This is a genomic window from Xenorhabdus sp. KK7.4, assembly GCF_963876465.1.
Classification (GTDB): Bacteria; Pseudomonadota; Gammaproteobacteria; order Enterobacterales; family Enterobacteriaceae; genus Xenorhabdus; species Xenorhabdus stockiae.
The window spans coordinates 26,463-49,160 of record NZ_CAWNQF010000046.1 but is presented as its reverse complement, the minus strand read 5'-3'; the positions used below and the strand labels follow the sequence as shown (position 1 = coordinate 49,160).

The following is a 22,698-nucleotide window of genomic DNA, read 5'->3' as shown; positions in this document are numbered from 1 at the left end:
GTCAGCTCACCAACATTACGTAGCCTCCTGACGAGGCTGGCAATACCAGCCTCGTCAGTAACAGTGATTTTACAACAGTACTTCTTCCTTACTACCTAATAAATTAACGGCTTCAGCACTGATAGGGTCAACCGCATCAATCATATTTTCGTGGTAATAATCAGTAACCTGCTGAACTATTATTGGATTAGCTGACCATTGAGAAATATTATTATCCGGTATCTCTATGATCAACTGGCCTATTTGTAGCTCAATTTCCCCTTTATTTAATGAGTTTACCTGACCGGCTTTAAACAAAGTAATGTTGGTCTGGTTTAATTTACCGCTTAATTCACAATTGGCGATGGAATTTTCAAATGGCATAATCTCCAGTATCTTGTTGATATAGCTATTTGTAGCACCCAGTTTCTGCAAGTTTTCAGTTACTACTTCATTTATTGCTGAAATATCTAATTTATCTCTGAGCGTTTTTATTTCCTCGTTATTGAGTACAGTATCCAATAAAAACAGCTGAATTTTTGTTGCCCCCAGCTGCTCTAACTGAAAGGCGATTTCCATCGCTAATTGCCCGCCGAGTGACCAGCCCAGAATATAAATAGGCTGATCGATAGTAGTTTCTGTCAGCATTAATTCCCTATAAATCTTAGCCAACTGATACAGTGAATCCGTTGGATTATCCGTGCTGAGGTTATAGTTGTTAATGCCGATGCAGTTATAGTTATCAGACAGTGCACTTGCCAGCGATTCATAAACTTCACTGCCGCCATTGGCCGGATGGATCATAAATAGCTTATTGGTCGCGGTTGACTCTGGTGTGAAGAAATTCAGTAAACCGGGTTGAGCATGGTCTGCATCTGTTTCCAGCCATTGCGATAACGAAGAAATGCATTTACCGCTAAACAAAATATTTAACGGAATATCAATTTGCAGGGTATCGCGGATCGCGGAGGTAAGTTTAATGGCTACCAGTGAATTTCCGCCGATACGGAAGAAATTATCCTCAATACCGACTTGTTTCAGTCCCAGAATGTCCTGCCAGATGGCACATAACTGGGTTTCCAGCTTATTGCGCGGGGCAACATAGTGATCACTATTTCCCCAGACCGGTTCTGGCAGAGCGCGGCGGTTCAGCTTCCCATTCACAGTCAACGGGATGGACTCAATACGGGTAAAGCTGGCAGGCAGCATATATTCAGGCAGACGGGAAGAAATGTAGTTGTGCAGGGTGTCATCAGGCACTCTGTCGTCTGTCACCAGATAAGCAACCAGTACAGTATTTCCGTCATATTCATGATCTATCACGACCGCCTGTTTCACCTGCGGATGGGAGGACAGGACACTTTCGATTTCACCCAATTCAATGCGGAAGCCTCGAATTTTAACCTGAAAATCATTTCGACTCAGATATTCCAGTTTGCCGTCCGGCTGCCAGCGTACCAGATCGCCCGTTTTATACAGGCGGGTATAGCCCTGAAGCTTATCTTCATCTGTGGCAAATGGATTTACCACAAAGCGTTCAGCGGTTAACTCTGGCTGGTTTAAATATCCCCGGGCGACACCCGCACCACCGATATATAGCTCCCCCGGTGCGCTAACAGGTACAGGATTACCATGACGATCAAGAACATACAGGAATGTGTTATCAATACCGCTGCCAATGGATAAATCATCTCCCTGCAATAAGTTTTGGGTTGCACAAACAGTGATTTCTGTCGGGCCGTATTGATTAAATACAGTGATTGCCGGTGGCAAATTCAGGGCATTCAGAGTTTCTCCACCTGTATGGATAATTTGCAGGGAAGAGCGGAATAAATCAGCGGAATAATGATTCATTAAGGCTGTTGGGATAAATGCTCGGGTTATTTCATGGGCATTGATAAATGCCAGCAATTGCTCACTATTCACTGTCACTGCGGCAGGAGCAATATATAGAGATGCTCCTGCGATCAGTGCCGGGAAAATCTCAAACACTGAGGCATCAAAAACGTAGTTGGCGAAAAACAGCGTCCTGGTTTGTGGATACAGTGAATGGGTTCGGATAATAAACTGGCTCAGGTTGTTGACGCTGGTATGTTCTACCATCACGCCTTTGGGTTGTCCCGTCGTGCCGGAAGTATAGATAATATAGGCTAAGTCAGAGGCTGAATTTATCTGAGCCGGATTTTCCACGGGCTGAGTTACCGTGACTGCCGGGTCATCAGCTGTTATCAGTAACGGCTGTTCTTTGTGTGACTGACAGTAAGTTTTGAGTGTAATGAGGTGTCGTTGCTGGGTTAGTACACAACCAGCAGCCGTATCCGACAGAATAAACTGTACCCGTTCGGCGGGATATTCCGGGGAAATAGGCACATAAGCGCCACCGGCTTTCAGAACCGCCAGAATACTGATAACCATTTCCGGGCTGCGGTCAAGATAAAGGGCTATCGGGGTATCCGCCTGCATCATCTTATTACTCTGTTGCTGATAGCATTCGCGGATCACATGAGCCAGTTGATTGGCCCGCTCGTTTAACTGGCGGTAGGTCAGGGTTTCGTCCTCAAACACCAGTGCCACATTGTCCGGTGTCTTTTCCACCTGTGTTTCAAACAGCTGTTGCAGGGTTTTATCCTGTGGATACGCTACATTGGTCTGGTTCCAGCTGTGCAACAAGGTATGGCGTTCCTCCTCGCTGAAGAAGGTGATTTCAGTATGAGGTTGGTCTGGGGCATACATCACCGCAGACAGAATGCGTTCAAGCTGATCCAACAGGCGCTGAGTCTGTTCTTCCGTCAGCCAGTCTTCACCGTAACTGAGTTTGATAACTAAACGGTTATCCTGTTCATAGGCCATGAGTGACAGCGGATAGTCCACTTTTTCCACCGACTGGCGGAATGCCACGGTATGCTCGATGCCCGAGTTATTTTCATCTGCTACTGGAACCGGATAGTTTTCAAAGACCAGTAAGCTGTGGAATAACCGCTCTCCGTCAGATTGCAGGCCAGAAAGCGATACCGCGCTGTGGCTGTTCAGGGCGGCGATATCCTGCTGAATCACCTGTAAAACCGCCGCTACACTGTCGGTATGATCCCATTGCACCATCAGCGGCAAAGTATTGATATACAGGCCGACACTGTCCGCAATACCTTCTACGGGCACATCACGGCCGGATACCGTCGTACCGACAATAGTTTGATCATCGCCGGTATAACTGTTCAGCAGTTTATGCCAGGCAAATTGCAGGACCACATTCAGCGTCACGCCCTGCGCCCGGCAGGTATTTTTCAGCTGCTCATAAGCGCTGCCCTGTAAAATAATCCCCTGCTCAGCGGGGTGTTCAATGGTTTTTATCTGGCTCAAATCAACACGGTGGCTTAACAGTGCTGAAAGATCATTGGTGCCCTGAAATTGCGCTTTGCGCTCCGCCCAGTAGCGATCTGATTCGGCCTGATGATCCAGATAATATTGCTGAGTAGCCGGATAGGCTTGATCTACCCTGATTTCAGGCATGTCTCCCTGAATGATAGCGTTGTAATACTCATGTACTGCCTGCAATAAAATCGGATTACTCCAGCCATCAATAATACTATGGTGCAGGGTGGTGAGCACCGTGACCAGTTGCTCATGCTGTTGGATCAGGGTAAAGCGAATTAATCCGGGAAGGCTGAAATCAAACGGCAGGGCGCGATCCCGTTGTTGAATTGTACTGATGGCTGTGTGTCGTTCATACTCCGGCAATGAGCGGATATCTTTCATGCTGAAGTTGGCGGTACTGATACTCGCTTCCTCAGTAATAATTTGTAATACCTCTTCCGTCCAGTTAAAGGCGGTTCTGAGGATAGGAAAACGCAGTGAAGCCAGTGCCCATGCTTGCTGGTAGACCGCAAAATCGAGTTGAGTGTGGTAATCCAACAATATCTGAACGCAATAAGCATCGTCCTGTGGCTGGGCCAGATGATGATAAATAAAACCCTGTTGCAGGCTGGTGGCGGGGTACAAGGCTTCAATCTGATACACCTGTTGAAGCTGGCGCAACAGCTTGATGGAAAGCCCCTTGATACCATAATCTGCGGGGGTTTTTATCCCACCGGATTGCGCTTGTTTCTGGGCGGTGGTGATGACAGATCGGAGCGCCTGTTCAAAGGCGGCGATAAATGTCTGTGTCTGATCCGCAGTTAAACGGGAACCGATCTGGAATTGTAGCTGACCGGCCTGAACCAGCCCGTTGATGTTCAGCAGCAGATGACTGTGATTTTCGTCTGCCGAGGTGCTGCCCGTATCGTCACGTGTCAGTGCCCAGTCTTGTTCGCGTTCACCTCCTAGTTGGCCCAGATAGTTGAAACTGATGGCCGGTAAATCCCCGGCCAGAGCACCCGCCTGACGTAATGCGCCATAACCTATCCCCTTATTGGGTACGGTGCGCAGCATCTCTTTGGTGTGAATAATGGTCTCAGCGATATCCTCCTGTATTGCCAGACGAACAGGATACAAGGTAGTAAACCAGCCAATGGTTTCAGAAACATCCAGTGTATGGTCGATATTTTCGCGTCCGTGGCCTTCCAGCGTGATGGAGTTAACGGATTGTGAGAACACTTCCGGTAGAGCCAGTGCCAGTGCGCTCAGCAATAAATCATTAATATCGGTCTGATAACCGGCGTTAGCTTCCCGCAGTAAAATGCCCGTCAGTGCAGCAGAAATACTCAGGGTATGTTGGCTGAGGTTATCAGAGGCTGTGTGGCTAGAAGTTTCTGCCAGCGCTTGTTGCCAGTAGGTAATCTCCTGTTGATGCTGTTCGGCATACTGACGGATGGCCTTCACCCACTGCCGGTAGCTGCTGGTTTTGGCGGGCAGGGTTTCACCCTGCAATATCCGTCGGATATCTTCCGCGATAATCCTCCATGATACGACATCAATAATCAGATGATGTGCAGCGAAGAATAAGCGCGCGCTGCCATCTGTGTAGCCGGTCAGATGAGCCGCCTGCCACAATGGCCCATTATCGTAATTAAAGTGGTTTTGCCATGCAGTCAGTTGTTGATTGAGCGTTTCCTTATCTAATCCACGAATATCACCGTGCGGTAACGGGAGCTGTGAAGATGGCGTTTTGGCCGGGTAACACTGGCGATAGCCCTGTTCTGTTCTGACAAAATGAGCGCGTAACATATCATGCCGATCAGCCAGTGCCATCAGCGCCTGTTCAATCTGCGTGGATTTGATATCACCGGGTAACCGAACCATAAAGGCCTGATTCCAGTGGTGCGGATTTGGCAGTGCCCAGTCGAAGAACATTTGCTGGACAGGTAACAGGTCAAATTCCCCGTTTAATATTCCCTGTTCCGCGATGATTGTATCGGTAGAGGTATCCTGCATCAGTAATTGGGCTAACTGAGCCACCGTCGGTGCCTCGATAATTGAGGTAACCTGAAGAGTGAAACCCGCCTGCCGTAGTTTCGAGACCAGCTGGATACTGATAATCGAATCACCACCAATGCGGAAAAAGTTATCATCAATACTTATCCGCTCCAGCCTTAGAACTTCCTGCCAGAGAGTGCACAGCCGGGTTTCCAGTGCATTGCGGGGGGCAACATAATTGTCGCGATCTCCCCAAACCGGATCAGGCAAGGCGCGGCGGTCTACTTTGCCATTCAGGGTCAGCGGAATAGCGTCAATCCGGGTAAAACTGGCCGGTAACATATAATCCGGCAGGTGTGCCGATAAGTAGTCAAGCAGGCTTTCATCGGAGATCTGCCCGTCTGTTACCAGATAAGCGGCCAGCGCTTTATGACCATGATGCTCCCGGTCAATCACCACCGCTTGTTTCACCTGTAGATGGGATGTGAGGGCACTTTCGATTTCACCCAGTTCAATACGGAACCCGCGTAACTTAACCTGAAAATCGTTGCGGCTAAGGTATTCAATATTACCGTCCGGCAACCAGCGGGCGAGATCACCGGTTTTGTACATGCGTGCATTCGGTTCCGGAGAGAACGGATCGGTCAGGAAACGCTCTGCTGTCAGTTCAGGCCGGTTCAGGTAGCCTCGGGCGACACCGCCTCCGCCAATATGGATTTCACCGGGCACACCTGCGGGAACAGGCTGTCCCTGATTATCCAGAATGTAGATGCGCGTATTATTGATAGGCTTCCCGATGGGCAGTTTTCCGCTTTCCATCTGTGGCATATCGTAGGCTGTGGCAAACGTGGTCGTTTCTGTTGGCCCGTAGACATGCAGTAAATGTTGAGGAGAATATTCTGCCCGGAGGCGCATGGCGGCTCGATTATCACTCTTTTCACCGCCGAACAGGACATACCGCAGCCCTGACAGTGCAGGAGCAATCAGGTCGGCATACTGGTTAAACAGCGCCGTGGTCAGAAACAGCGCGCTGACACCGGCGGCTGACAGACACTGACCAAATTCGGCTGGCTGTAGCAGGGTTTTCTCCGGTACCAGCAGGATACGGGCACCATTCATTAACCCTGACCAGACTTCCCATGTCGCAGCATCAAATGAAATATTGGCGCAATGCGCGATGCAGTCATCCGGCCCGATATCGGCAAAGCCATTATTAATAATCAGGCGCAGAACATTACGGTGCTCCACCATGACGCCTTTAGGTAAACCTGTCGATCCGGAAGTATAGGTGACATAAGCCAGATGGTGTGATGTCAGCCCTAATGCCTGCGTATCAGGATCCGTGTCCGGCAGGGTGGCAAGCTCTGTCGCCTGAGCATCAAGCAATACCGTGGTGATGGAGTCGGATAATTTATCCGCCTGTGTGGTTTGAGTCAGCAGGGCGACCGGCGCTGAATCCTCCAGCATAAAGCTGAGTCGTTCAGTCGGGTAGGCCGGATCGAGCGGGACATAAGCCCCGCCTGCCTTGAGAATAGCGAGTAATCCCACCACCATCTCCGGACTGCGTTCAAGACAAACAGCTACCCGGTCATCAGGACACACCCCCAGCGCAATCAGATGATGAGCAAGCTGGTTGGCTCGAGCGTTAAGTTCGCCATAGCTGATGGTTTGATCTTCAAAGATCACGGCGATGGCCTCGGGATGTTGGCTGGCCTGAGCTTCAAACAGTTGTGGCAGGGTTTTATCCTGTGGATAAGGAGCCGCGGTTTCATTCCAGCGGTACAGAAGAGTATGACGCTCTTCTTCGCTGAGGAAAGATACTGACGTATGTGGCTGATGTGGGTTACTGGCGACCGCATACAGGATACGTTCAAGCTGACAGAGTAAATGTTGCGCCTGTTCTTCTGTCAGCCAGTCTTCCCCGTAACTGAATTTGATAACCAGCTTGTTATCGTGTTCATAGGCCATTATCAGCACCGGATAATCGACTTTTTCGACTGCTTTACGGAATGTCAGGGTATGTTCGATACCGGCTATATCTTCACTTACCGCCGGAACAGGGTAGTTCTCAAAGACCAGCAGGCTATGGAATAACCGCTTACCGTCAGATTGCAGGTTGGACAGGGTAATATCACTGTGGCTGTTGAGAGCAGCAATATCCTGCTGAATGGCCTGTAAAACCGTTGCTACACTGTCGGTGTGATCCCATTGCACCATCAGCGGTAATGTATTGATATACAGACCAACACTGTCCGAAATACCCTCCACGGGCACATCACGGCCGGATACGGTTGTACCGACAATGGTCTGTTCATCACTCGTGTAGCTGTGCAGGAGTTTATGCCATGCAAATTGCAGAGCGACATTCAGGGTTACGCCCTGAGTCCGGCAGATTTCTTTAAGCTGATGATAGGCGCTGTCTTGTAGAGTCAGTAACTGTGCAGCGGGTTTTTCAACGGTTTTTATCTGTGTTAAATCAATGGAATGGCTCAGTAAAGCTGAAAAATCATTGGCTCCCTGAAACTGAGGTTTACGCTCTGTCCAGTAACGGTCTGATTCTGCTTTATGATCCAGATAATATTGCTGGGTAGCCGGATAGGCTTGATCCACTGTGATTTCAGGTAGTTCGCCCTGAATGATGGCGTTGTAATATTCATGTACAGCCTGTAATAGAATCGGTGTACTCCAGCCGTCGATAATGCTGTGGTGCAGTGTAACAAGCACGGTAGTCAGTTGTTGACGCTGTTGAATCATCGTAAAACGAACCAAACCGGGCTGACTTAAATCAAACGGCAGGGTACGGTCAGTTTGCTGAATTTCGTCAATCACCCGGTTGAGTTCGGCTTCTGATAATTGGCTGAGGTCTTCTCTTCTGAAGTTGGCCGAACCAATACTGGCCTCGGTTGTAATAACCTGTAATATTCTCCCTTCCCAGTCAAAGGCGGTTCTGAGAGTAGGGAAACGGAGCGAAGCCAGCGCCCAGGCCTGTTGGTAGGCGGCAATGTCAACATTGGTGTGATAATCCAGCAACCATTGTACGCGATAGGCATCATCCTGCGGCTGAGCCAGATAATGGTAGACAAAACCTTGTTGCAGGCTGGTGGCGGGATACAGTGCTTCAATTTGATACTGCTGTTGAAGCTGATTTAATGACCTGACTGAAAGCCCTTCAATACCATAATCACTGGGCGTCTTTATCCCTCCTGATTGCGTCTGTGCCTGAGCAATGGCGATAACGCGGTTGAGCATTTGCTCAAATGTGGCGATAAACATTGTGGTCTGGTTTGGCGGCAGGCGGGAATCCACACTGAATTGCAGTCTTCCGGCCTGAATTGCGCCATTGATGCCCAGTAATAAATGGCTGCTATTTTCGCTGGCTATCGCATTCCCGCAATCATCACTGGTGATGCTCCAATCCTGATGGCTGGCTCCTCCAAGCTGACCGAGGTAGTTGAAACTGATAGCCGGTAAATCACCGGTCAGATACCCCGCCTGATGTAGTGTGCTGTAACCGATCCCTTTGTTCGGAATACCACGCAGCATCTCTTTGGTATGAATAATGGTTTCGGCAATATCAGGCTGTGTTTGTAACTGAACCGGATACAGCGTGGTAAACCAGCCAACGGTTTCAGAAACATCCAGCGTGTTATCGATATGTTCCCGCCCGTGCCCTTCCAGCGTAATGTGATTAACGGATTGCGCGAAGACTTCCTGTAAAGCCAGCGCCAGCGCACTCAGAAGTAAGTCGTTAATTTCAGTGTGATAACCCGTGTTGGCTTCATGCAGCAGAATGTCTGTCGTCTCCACAGAAAGACTTAGCGGGTGACGGGTGATGTTATCCTGCGCTGGTTTAGCAACATGGCCCGCCATCACCTGTTGCCAGTAGGTAATCTCATTCTGATGCTGTTCGGAGTAGTGATGTACTGCGGCTACCCATTGGCGATAACTGCTGGTTTTTGGGCGCAACGCCATACCCTGCAAGAGTAAACGCATATCTTCGGCAATAATCCGCCACGATACGGCATCAATAATCAGATGGTGGAAGGCAAAAAATAACCGGGCACTGCCATCTGCGTAGCCAATCAGATGAGCAGCCTGCCATAATGGCCCGTTATGGTAATCGAACCCGCTTTGCCATTGAGTGAGTTGTTGATGCAGCTCTTCCTGATTGAACTCACGGATATCAACGTGTTGTAAAAGAGAAGGTGAATTCGGTATTTCTGCGGAATAGTGCTGGTGGTAGCCGTTTTCGGTCTTAATAAAACGGGTACGTAGCATATCGTGCCGTTCAGCCAGTATTATCAGTGCTTGTTCAACCTGCGCAGATTTAATATGACCGGGTATCTGAACCATAAAGGCCTGATTCCAGTGGTGTGCATCGGCGAAATCCCAGTCAAAGAAAGTCTGCTGGACAGGTAACAGATCAAATTCTCCGGTTAGCAACCCTTGTTCGGCAATGACTTTCTCAGTAGAAACGGTCTGAGCTAGTAATCGGGCTAATTGCGCCACCGTGGGTGCCTCAAAAATGGCTTTCACCTGAAGGGTAAAACCGGCCTGACGCAGTTTAGAAACCAGCTGGATGCTGACAATCGAATCGCCGCCAATACGGAAGAAATTATCCTCAACGCTAATCTGCTCCAGACCTAACACATCCTGCCAGATATGACACAGTTGAGTTTCCAGTGCATCGCGGGGTGCAATATAGTGCTCCTGATTGCTCCAGATTGGCTCTGGCAAGGCGCGGCGATCCACTTTTCCGTTCAGCGTCAGCGGAATAGATTCTATAACGCTAAAGCTGGCAGGCAGCATATATTCAGGCAAGCGGGAAGAGAGATATTCCATCAGGCTGTCACTGGATAGTGAACCTTCCGTCACCAGATAGGCTACCAGCACCTTATGATTGTGATGTTCCCGATCAATGACTACAGCCTGTTTTACCTGTGGGTGGGCGGTCAGGGCGTTTTCGATTTCGCCCAGTTCGATACGGAACCCACGTAGCTTCACCTGAAAATCGTTGCGGCTAAGGTATTCAATATTGCCGTCCGGTAACCAGCGGGCGAGATCGCCGGTTTTGTACATACGGGCATTTGATTCAGGCGAGAACGGATCGGTCAGGAAACGTTCTGCTGTCAGTTCAGGCTGGTTCAGGTAACCCCGGGCAACGCCGTCTCCGCCAATGTAAAGTTCTCCTATTGCCCCAATGGGCACGGGTTGTTCATCTGTGTTCAGTAAATAAATCCGGGTATTGGCAATCGGACGACCGATAGGGATAGATTGAGTTACATCAACCGTATCCGTCATTGTATAAGTGGCGGCAAAGGTGGTTGTTTCTGTTGGGCCGTAGCCGTTAATCAGGTGAACAGGTGAGGTTTCTGCCAACTGTACCTGTTTTATTTTCTGCGGATTTAGAACATCGCCCCCGACAAGTAGATAGCGTAGTTGTCCGAATACCGGAAGAAGAGGGTCAAGGTACTCGTTAAACAAGCCTACGGTGAGCCATAATGCGGTCACTTTACCTTTAATCAGGATGTCGCGGAAACGAAGAGGGTCGAGCAAGACCGATGAAGACACAATATACAAGCGGCTGCCGTGAAGCAGGGCAGACCAGATTTCCCATGTAGCGGCATCAAATGATGGGTTAGCGCAATGAGCAACACAGTCAGCAGAGTTTATATCAGCAAAACCATTATTGATAATCAGTCGCAGGACATTGCGATGCTCCACCATTACGCCTTTTGGCTGCCCGGTAGAGCCGGATGTGTAAATGACATAAGCCAGATGGCAGGATGTCAGTCCTAAGGCCTGCGTATCAGGATCCGTATCCGGCAGGGTGGCAAGGAATTGGGCCTGCTCATCGAGCAATACCGTGGTGACGGAGCCGGATAATTTATCCGCCTGTGTGGTTTGAGTCAGCAGGGCGACCGGGGCTGCATCCGCCAGCATAAAGCTGAGCCGTTCCGTCGGGTAGGTTGGATCGAGCGGCACATAAGCCCCGCCTGCCTTGAGAATAGCGAGTAATCCCACAATCATCTCCGGGCTGCGCTCAAGACAAATAGCGACCCGGTCATCTGGGCGTACTCCCAGCGCAATCAGATGATGAGCCAGCTGATTGGCACGCCGGTTGAGTTCTCTGTAGCTGATGCTTTGGTCTTCAAAGATAACGGCGATGGCTTCGGGATGTTGGTCGGCCTGTGCTTCAAACAGCTGTGGCAGGGTTTTATCCTGCGGGTATGGGGCAGCCGTCTGGTTCCAGCCGTGTAGCAGGGTATGTCGCTCCTGCGCAGATAAAATATCAATTCTGGATAAGGCTTGTTGCTGATTTGCCACAAAAGCGCTCAGTACCCGCTGATAACTGGCTGCTAGCCGCGTGATGGTGTTTTCGTTAAACAGGCTGATCGCGTAATTCAGGCAACCCGTAATGCCGGTTTTTCCATCGGATAAAAACAGGCTCAGGTCAAATTTGGCAGGGCTGTATAGCGGTTTATCCAGAGTTACCGAACAAAATGGCAGACGGGTTTCGCTTGATTGAGGTTCACTCTGAGCGCTGAACATCACCTGAAAAATCGGGTGACGTGAAGTATCACGCTCAAGGTTCAGGGCATCAATAAGTTGTTCAAACGGCATATCCTGATGCGCTTTGGCTTCACTCACCTGTTGATGCGTCTGCTTAATCAGCGTTTCCACGCTGGTAGTTTTTTCAAGCTGTGCCCTTAAAACCAGCGAGTTAACGAACATGCCAATCAGAGGCTGAGTCTGGGCATGGTGGCGGTTATCCGTTGGCGTTCCCAGAACAATATCGTCCTGTCCGGAGAGTTTCGCTAGCGTGACGTAAAAGGCACTCAGCAACACGGTATAAAGAGTGGTTTCCTGTGATTTTGCCAGTGTCCGCAACTGTTCCGAGAGGGCGATATCCAGTTCAAAACTGAAATCCTGCCCCTGATAATTTACCTGCGCAGGTCTGGGATAATCAGTGGGCAAATTCAGTGAAGCATAACCCGCCAGCGTTTGTTGCCAGTAAGCAAGCTGCTGTTCATAGTTTGCACCCTGCAAATAATGGCGTTGCCAGACGGCATAATCTCCGTAGTTGATCTCCAGAGGTGTAAGCTGGTAGTCACGACCATCCCGTAGGGCAGGGTAAATCTCCGCCAGTTCATTGATGAAAATATCGGCAGACCAGCCATCAAAGGCGATATGGTGCCACAACAGCAATAAATAGTGTCTGCCAGTGACCTGATAGTGACGCAAGCGCAGGCTAGGTTCATCAGACAGATCAAATGGTGTGGCTATTTCAGCCTGCACGGTACTCAGCAGCGTTTCCATCGTTTCACAGGACCGGGATTGAATAACCAGATTACAATCCATTTCCTGCTGGTAAATCTGGCCGTTATCATCAGGCTGGTACACCATTTTTATTACTGAATGGCGCTCAGCCAGACGATTAATGGCGGCTTCTAATACAGGCAGACAGGTTTCATCATCCAGCTGAACCAGATAAGGAATATGGTAGGTATCGGAACCTTGTTCAAACTGTTCGATAAACAGCATCCGTTCCTGCGCAAAGGATAAAGGATAACGATTCAGGGCCAGATGCGGAATAACCGTATAAGTCTGCTTCTCCATCTGCGTGACCAGACCTGCGATGGTTTTCAGCTCAAAGAGTTGTGCCAGAGAGACTTCCGTTGTCAGAATGCGGCGGATCGCGGCGGTCAGCTTAATGGCGGTCAGGGAGTTGCCTCCGATACGGAAGAAATTATCTTCAATCCCAACCTGTTCCAGTCCCAGAACATCCTGCCAAATGGTACACAGTTGAGCTTCCAGCGCATTGCGGGGAGCAACATAACCTGTTTTATTGCCGAAAACCGGCTCCGGTAATGCCCGGCGATCAACTTTACCGTTTTTGGTCAGAGGAATTTCCTCAATGGGGGTAAAGCTGGCAGGCAGCATATATTCAGGCAGACGGGAGGATAAGTAACGGGTTAATGCATCATGTGCAAGTTCACCATTGATGACCAGATAAGCGACCAGCGTTTTGTTGCCGTCATATTCACGATCGATCACGACGGCCTGTTTTATCTGTGGATGTGAAGCAAGGGCGCTTTCGATTTCACCCAGTTCAATACGATAACCCCGGATCTTAACCTGAAAATCGTTACGCCCCAGATATTCCAGCTCCCCATTTGGCAGCCAGCGGGCTAAGTCGCCGGTTTTATACAGACGGGTGTAACCGCGTTCTTTGTTTTTCTCCGAGGCAAAAGAAGCCTGCACAAAACGTTCAGCGGTGAGTTCCGGTCGGTTTAAATAGCCCCGAGCCAGTCCTGCGCCACCGATATACAGCTCGCCCGGTGTACCAATCGGAGCCAGTTGCCCGTATTGATTCAGAATATAGGCAGACATGTCACGTAGTGGCCGCCCGATGCAGGAGACTGTGGTGGCATCGTTTGGGGTTAATTTTTTATAGGTCACATGGACAGTGGTTTCGGTGATCCCGTACATATTGATGAGGGCAGGCGTTTGATCGCCGTAATGATCCCACCAGGGTTTCAGTTGTATCGGATTCAGTTTATCGCCACCGAAGATCACATAACGCAGATGAGGGAATTCTGCTTTTATATTCAGTGAAGCGTCAATAAAGGCATAAAATGCGCCCGGCGTCTGGTTCAGTACGGTGACGTTCTGAGCTGAACAAAGGCGGCTGAACTGGTCAAAATCTTTGGTGCACTCAATGGTCGGGATAATCAGGCGTCCGCCATAGAGCAATGCACCCCATAATTCCCAGACACTGAAATCAAAAGTGTAAGCATGATACAGCACCCAGATATCACTCTGATTAAACTGGTAATCTGCCTGTGTGCTGGCAAATAAGCGGGCGACATTTTCATGCGTCTGCAACACGCCTTTTGGCTGCCCGGTGGTGCCGGAGGTATAGATAACATAGGCCAGATCAGTTGCCTGATGCGTGAAGGCCAGATTCTCCGTTGACGGGTTTTGTGCCACAGCCGGATTATCTGCCGTAATCAGGGCGGGCTGTTCCATCTCTGTTTGTGTGCATGCTTTCAGCGCATCTAAATACCGCTGCTGAGTCACTACACAAGGAGTCTGGGTATCTTCCAGAATAAACCGGACTTGCTCAGGCGGGTATTCCGGTGAGACGGGCACATAAGCGCCTCCCGCTTTCAGTACTGCCAGAATACTGATCACCATTTCCGGGCTGCGTGCCAGATAGAGTGCAATCAGCGTATCAGCCGGCATCGGTTGATGATGCTGTTGCTGATAACGCTCACGGATCACAGCTGCGAGTTGATTTGCCCGTTCGTTTAACTGGCGATAGGTCAGCGTTTCGTCCTCAAATACCAGTGCCACATTGTCTGGGGTTTTGTCTGCCTGTGCTTCAAACAGCTGCGACAGGGTTTTATCCTGCGGATAGTCCATCTCAGCCTGATTCCAGCGATGCAGCAGAGTATGGCGTTCCTGTCCCGACAGGATATCCAGCCCGAATAGCGGCTGTTTCTGATCTGCCACAAAAGCCACCAGTACCCGCTGATAAATATCTGCCAGCCGCATAATGGTCGTTTCATTAAACAGACTGACCGCATAATTCAGGCAGCCGGAAATCCCGCTTTGGCTATCGGATAAATACAGATACAGGTCAAATTTAGCGGGGCTGTACAGAGGCTCTTCCAGTATTACCGGGCTGAAGGGTAGATGCGTTCCCTGTGGCAGATTTTCTTCGGGATTTTGTAAGCCGAACATGATCTGAAAAATCGGATGGCGCGAGGTATCGCGCTCAATGCCGAGTATTTCAAGCAACTGCTCGAATGGCATATCCTGATGCGCTTTGGCTTCGGTAACTAACTGATGGGTCTGCTGAATCAGATTTTCTACGCTGGTGGTTTGTTCAAGTTGTGCCCTTAAAACCATCGAGTTAACGAACATGCCAATCAGGGGCTGAGTCTGGGCATGGTGGCGGTTATCCGTTGGTGTCCCCAGAACGATATCGTCCTGTCCGGAGAGTTTCGCTAATGTGACGTAAAAGGCACTGAGTAACACGGTATAGAGGGTGGTTTCCTGTGTTTTTGCCAGTGTCCGCAATTGCTCCGAAAGCCGGGTGTCCAGTACAAAGTTGAAATCCCGTCCCTGATAGCTGACCTGAGCAGGTCTGGGATTGTCAGCAGGCAAAGCCAGCGGTTCATAACCTGCCAGCGTTTGTTGCCAGTAATTCAGCTGATGTTCATACCTGTCACCCTGTAAGTAATCACGCTGCCAGACAGCATAATCACCGTAAGTGATCTCCAGTGGTGTGAGTTGGAAGGGACGGTTATCCCGTAGAGCCTCATAAATTTCTGCCAGTTCTGCCATAAAAATAGCGATAGACCAGCCATCAATAGCGATATGGTGCCATAACAGCAGTAAATAGTGACTGTCAGCGACCTGATAGTGGCATAAACGCAGGCTGAGTTCTGTAGTCAGGTTGAATGGGCGTGCTATCTCGGTGCGCGCAGTATTCAGTAGTTCATCCATATTTTCGCAGGACTGGGAGGTTATTTTCAGATCCCTGTCCAGCACCTGCTGGTAAATCTGGCCTTCATCATGAGGACGGTAGACTGTTTTTATCACGGAATGGCGTTCAGCTAGCCGGTTGATGGCAGTTTCCAATAAAGGGAGACTAATTTCGTTATCCAGTTGAAGTAGATAAGGCGCATGATAAGCATTGCTGCCCTGTTCAAATTGTTCAATAAATAACATGCGCTCCTGCGCAAAGGATAAAGGATAGTGCGCCTGTGCCAGATGGGGGATAACTGTATAACTCTTCTCCCTCATTTGTGTTGCCAGTTCTGCGATGGTTTTCAGCTCAAACAGTTGAGTGAGTGAGGTTTCAGTTGCCAGAATGCGATGAATAGCCGCAGTCAGCTTAATGGCGGTCAGAGAGTTCCCTCCGATACGGAAGAAATTATCTTCAATACCTACCTGTTCCTGCCCCAGAACGTCCTGCCAGATAGCACAAAGCTGAGTTTCCAGTGCATTACGGGGGGCGACATAGCCCATTTTATTGCCGAAAACTGGTTCCGGTAATGCCCGGCGATCCACTTTGCCATTCACTGTTAAAGGGATTGCATCAATATGGTTAAAGCAGGCTGGCAACATATATTCAGGCAAACGGGAGGATAAATAGCGGATTAATACCTCATCGGTAAGTTCACCATCAATGACCAGATAAGCAACCAGTGTTTTGTTGCCGTCATATTCATGATCAATGACTACCGCCTGTTTTACCTGTGGATGTAAAGTCAGTGCCCGTTCAATTTCACCCAGTTCAATCCGATAGCCACGGATTTTGACCTGAAAATCATCGCGTCCCAGATATTCCAGTTCACCACTTGGTAGCCAGCGGACTAAATCTCCGGTTCGGTACAGGCGGGTATATCCTTTTGTTCTGTCTTCTGCGGTAGCAAAGTGATTAGGTACAAAACGTTCAGCGGTCAGTTCAGGCTGGTTTAAATATCCCCGAGCCAGCCCGGCTCCGCCTATATACAGCTCGCCCGGTGTGCCGACAGGGGATAAATTACCTTGCTCGTCAAGAACGTAAAGACGGACGTTATTAATGGCCTTGCCGATATTAGCCGGGATATCACCCTGCTGAAACTGCTTTTCAGTCGCACATACCGTGACTTCTGTCGGGCCGTAAGAATTCAGTACGCGACTGGTCTGGCTGAAGTGTTTAATGAAATCGGAGGAAGGCGCTTCTCCCGCTGTCACCAATACCCGCAAAGAAGGCAACTCAGTATCAGTCAGTAATTTCAGCATAGCGGGGGGTAAGGCTGCCGCTTCGATACTTTCACGCTGAATGAGCTGGGCAACTGAAATAACATTCCGTTCTGTTTCACTACAAAGGTAAAGCGTGATCCCTCTGAATAGGCCGGGGAATAATTCAAAAACTGAACCATCAAACACATAAGCAGCAAACATTAAGGCTTTCTTTATGTTCGAGGTATCCAGAATGTTTGCTTGTGCCGCCGCCATATGAGCCACATTGTTGTGTTCAATCATGACCCCTTTGGGCTGCCCGGTTGTGCCGGAGGTATAGATGATATAGGCCAAATCGGTGGAAGTATTGATTCGTGCCGGATTTTCTACAGGCTGATCTGCGGTGATGGTCTGGTCATCTGACGCAATCAGTGTCGGTTGTTCAGGCAGTGCCTGACAATATGCTGCCAGTGTTGTCAGATGATGTTGCTGAGTCAGTATGCAGAATGCCGCGGTATCAGCCAGAATAAACTGGACCCGTTCGGCAGGATAGGCCGGTGAAATGGGAACATAAGCCCCACCGGCCTTTAGCACCGCCAGCATGCTGATCACCATTTCCGGGCTGCGATCGAAATAGAGTGCTATCGGCATATCTGCCTGCAACTCTTCATGATGCTGCTGTCGGTAACATGCCCGGATAACACAGGCCAGCTGGTTCGCCCGTTCATTCAGCTGACGGTAAGTCAGGGTTTCGCCTTCAAATACCAGCGCTGCATTATCCGGTGTTTTTTCCACCTGAGTTTCAAACAGTTGTTGCAGCGTTTGATCCTGTGGATACGGAGCATCAGTCTGATTCCAGTGATGCAGCAGAGTCTGGCATTCCTGTTCTGATAGGATGTTAATGTTAGCCAGTGTTTGCTGGTGGTCTTCGACAAAAGCCGCTAGCACACGTTGATAATAGTCAGCCAATCGTCCGGCAGTGTTTTCACTAAACAGACTGACGGCATAATTGAGGCTACCGGTAAGACAGGTCTGCCCATCGGATAAGAACAGGCTCAAATCAAATTTAGCCGGGCTGTATAAAGAATCATCCAGATCGAGCGGGCTGAACGGCAGTGCAGGGTTGTCTGTCAGGCTTTCACCAAAACTTTGTAAGCCAAACATAACCTGAAAAATCGGGTGGCGGGCGGTATCCCGTACCATCACCAGCGCGTCAAGCAGTTGTTCAAATGGCATGTCCTGATGATCTTTGGCACCGGCAATGACTTTATGAATTTGCCCAATCAGTGTTTTTACACTGTCGGTCTGTGCTAACTGTGCCCGCAATGGCAGTAAGTTGATGAACATGCCCATCAGAGGCTGAGTCTGGGGATGGTGGCGATTATCCGTCGGGGTTCCCAGCACGATATCATTCTGCCCGGATAGCTTCGCCAGCATGACATAAAAGGCGCTGAGCAGAACGGTGTACAGCGTAGTTTCTTCTGTTTTGGCCAGCGCCCGCAACTGTTCGGAGAGAACGGGGTTCAGAGTAAATGCAAAATCCCGTCCCTGATAACTGACCTGTGCCGGTCTGGAGTAGTCTGCTGGCAAATCCAGCGTTTCAAAGCCCGCTAACGTGTGTTGCCAGTAAGCCAGTTGTTGTGCATGTACTTCGCCCTGTAAATATTCCCGTTGCCATCGTGCATAGTCACCATAGCCGATTTCCAGTGCCGGTAATTGGCTGGCACGCCCTTGCAGAAGTGCGTGATAATTTTCTGCCAGTTCGGTGGTAAAAATATCGGTGGACCAGCCATCAGTGGCAATATGATGCCAAAGGAACAATAAGTAATGGCTTTCAGCCACTTGATAATGACACAAACGCAGACTTGGCTCAGCGGCCAGATCAAACGGGGTGGCGATTTCGGCACGTACTGATTGTAAAAGGGTATGCATATCCTGACAGGATTGTGATCTGAGTCTGAGGTTTTCTGCCAGTACTTGTTGATATTCATGCCCGCGAGCATCGGTGCGGTATACCGTCTTCATTATCGGGTGACGATCAACCACTCGATTAATCGCGATTTCCAATAATGACAAATCCGTGTTGTCATCCAGTTGCACGAGGTAAGGAACATGATAGACATAAGTTCCCTGTTCAAAACGCTCGATAAACAGCATTCTTTCCTGAGCGAATGACAGCGGATAACGTTCCTGTTCAATATGAGTAATAACTATACCGGTTGCTTTCTGCATCTGTGCTGAAAGCCCGGCAATGGTTTTAAACTCAAAAAACTGACTTAATGAAACTTCCAGCCCTAATTGCTGGCGAATGGCACTGATCAGCTTAATGGCTGTCAAAGAATTTCCGCCAAGACGGAAGAAATTATCTTCAATCCCCACCTCTTTCACGCCCAGAACGGTCTGCCAAAGATCACAAAGCCGGGATTCCAGTTCATTACGCGGAGAAACAGAACCGGCTTTATTGCCGAAGGCGGGTTCTGGCAATGCCCGTCGATCGACTTTACCGTTCTGAGTCAGAGGGATGGATTCAGTGTAGGTAAAACTGGCAGGCAGCATATAGTCAGGCAGGAGAGCAGATAAGTGGCTGATTAAAGCATCATCTGAAGGTTTTTCATGGCTAACCAGATAAGCGACCAGAACTTTATTACCCTCATATTCTCGATCAAGCACGACCGCCTGTTTTACCTGTGGATGTGAAGCGAGCGCACTTTCAATTTCCCCCAGTTCAATGCGATAACCGCGGATTGTGACCTGAAAATCATTACGCCCCAGATATTCCAGTTCCCCGTTTGGTAGCCAGCGGGCCAAATCGCCGGTTTTATACAGGCGGGTGTAACCGGATTTTTTCTCCTTATCCGTGGCAAACGGATTCTCCACAAAGCGTTCAGCCGTTAATTCCGGCCGGTTTAAATAGCCCTGTGCCAGCCCGGCACCGCCGATATACAGTTCACCGGGTGCGCCAATAGGAGCAAGCTGCCCGGAATGATTCAGGATATAGGCAGACATATCACGCAGCGGTCGCCCGATGCAGGAGACGGCAGTTTCATCGCTCTGAGTTAATTTTTTATAGGTCACATGGACAGTGGTTTCGGTGATCCCGTACATATTGATGAGGGCAGGGGACTGATCGCCGTAAAAATCCCACCAGGGCTTTAGTTGTACCGGATTCAGCTTATCACCACCAAAGATGACATAGCGAAGATGGGGAAATGCAGCGCCGGCCTTTAATGAAGCCTCGATAAAGGCATAAAATGCCCCCGGTGTCTGATTCAGTACCGTGACATTCCGTGCAGAACAGAGACGGCTGAATTGTTCAAAATCCTTAGTGCACTCTGTTGTCGGAATAATGACACACCCGCCATAGCGCAGTGCTCCCCACAACTCCCAGACGCTGAAATCAAAGGTATAGGAATGGTACAGCACCCAGATATCATCCTGATTAAACTGATAATCTGCCTGTGTGCTGGCAAATAAACGGGCGACATTAGCATGTGTCTGTAACACGCCTTTTGGCTGCCCGGTAGTGCCGGAGGTATAGATAACATAAGCCAGATCGGTTGCCTGCCCAGTACATACCGGATTTTCCGTGGAGCGATTTTCGGTCACGCTGCGGTCATCTACGGCAATCAGAACAGTTTGTTCCGGTGTACACTTATTCAATACAGGCTGATATTTTTGCTGAGTGATCACACAGAAGGAGCTGGTATCTTCCAGAATAAACCGAACCCGTTCCGATGGATAATCTGGTGAGACAGGCACATAAGCGCCGCCTGCTTTCAACACCGCCAGAATACTGATCACTATTTCCGTGCTGCGTTCCAGATAGATTGCAACCAGTGTCTCAGCCGGCATCGGTTGATTATGCTGCTGCTGATAACGTTCACGAATAACAACTGCGAGTTGATTCGCCCGTTCATTTAACTGGCGATAGGTCAGCGTTTCATCTTCAAACATGACCGCCACATTATCCGGCCTTATGGCTGCCTGAGCTTCGAAATGTTGTTGCAGGGTTTTATCCTGTGGATACGCGATATCAGCCTGTTTTTCGAGATGTAATAATGTTTGACGTTCCTGCTCTAATAAAATAGGTAATTCATTGACTGGAACAGAAGGCGTCTCAATGATAGCAGCCAATAAATTTTCCAGCCGTTCAAGCGCATTTTGAATATCGGCATCATTAAAATAGGCCTGCAAATAATCTATCGTTATTTTTAATTCCTGATCATAACCGTGATCTTTCAGGCGGAATGCGATGGGATAAATATTAAATATTCCATCGATATGGCAATGCTGATTCTGGTTAATTTCAGTAGCTGATGCTGAATAACGGTCATAGGCAATAAAAATACCGGGTAAAGAAAAACCCTGTTGATTTGCTAGTCGGGCAAGATGTGATTGAGGGAACTGGCTGTGTCTGTAACTGTTTTTCAGAGCTGATTCCATTTCTCTGATTTGTTCAATGACACTGGATGCTGGCGAAATATGGCAATGTACGGGATACGTATTGGCCTGCATGCCAACGACATATTTCTCTGTTTCTGTTCTTCTGCCATGTGTGATGGTATTAAAAATCAGCTCTTTTTGTCCTGTGAGTTCAGCCATCATGATGGTGACAAGGCTGGAAAAGACAGCCAGTAAATTCATTTTATGTTGACGACAAAAAGCCAGTAAACTTTCTTTAGCTGAAAATGGCAGTGCCAGCGAGCGATAACCGCTTTCATTATTTTTATAGTGAGGGGGTAAGTGATGTATTTCTTTTTTTCTTAAAAAGTCAATCCAATAAATTTTATCATTCTTATAATGAATACTATTTAAATAATCCCTTGAGTTCTCTATCGATGTTAAATATTGCGGAATATCTGATAACCATGCTGTCGATAGGCCTTGTTTAAGGCAGCCGTATAACTGATAGATATACTCATGAAGCCGATATAATCCAACGCTATCTATCATAATGTGGTGGAATTGCGTGAATAAATAACATTTTTCATTATTCAGCCGGATTAATGTCACTTGATAGGGAGTTGTCTTTAAGTAATTGACAGGAATATAGGTTTGTTGCCTCATCCAGGTAAGAGCGTGCTTTTCGGGTTCAGGCTGCATTATGGCATCATGGTACCTGATTAATTCGGGTTTACTCAGATCCGGAATATATTGTATAGCCTCATTATCTGAATCTATCGCTATTCGCAGACGTAATGTATCAATATGCTGGTGCAGTAGATCCCATGCTTTTTGTAAAATCGCTATATCAATATTTTCTTCTAATGACGTATACCAGCTAAGGCTGTGTATTGGACTATTTTCATAAAGTGCCTGCTCGTAAAACACATCCTCCTGAGAAGGGTGAAGAGGATAAAAACCCGAATTCAAAGAACCCTTAAATGCTCTCATAATAAATTATACGAATGTATTCCGTTTACAAGTTATTTGTAATTGATTCCGTAATATTTCAGACTGTCATTTACGACTTAGTGGGTATAATTCATCATGGTATCATTACAGATAATCTCGCAATCTTTCAACATCCTTCCTCATGAAAAATAGTTAATGTTTATCAGTGAATGATTCTGTTTTTATTTATTACTGCATGATCATAACTCATGATTGTGAAGTTTTTCTGGTCAT

1 protein-coding gene is annotated in these 22,698 nt (G+C 48.5%); it reads right to left on the bottom strand.

Annotated features, from left to right (window positions below; all coding sequences use genetic code 11):
- Positions 1–69: 69 nt before the first annotated feature.
- Positions 70–22,464 (bottom strand): non-ribosomal peptide synthetase, encoded by a 22,395-nt coding sequence (locus AACS90_RS05185; protein WP_099121977.1) that lies wholly within the window; start codon positions 22,462–22,464, stop codon positions 70–72.
- Positions 22,465–22,698: the final 234 nt, after the last annotated feature.

Bases quoted from the DNA above. Each gene is read 5' to 3' on its own strand.
- AACS90_RS05185 (WP_099121977.1), bottom strand. From the start codon at position 22,464: ATGAGAGCATTTAAGGGTTCTTTGAATTCGGGTTTTTATCCTCTTCAC.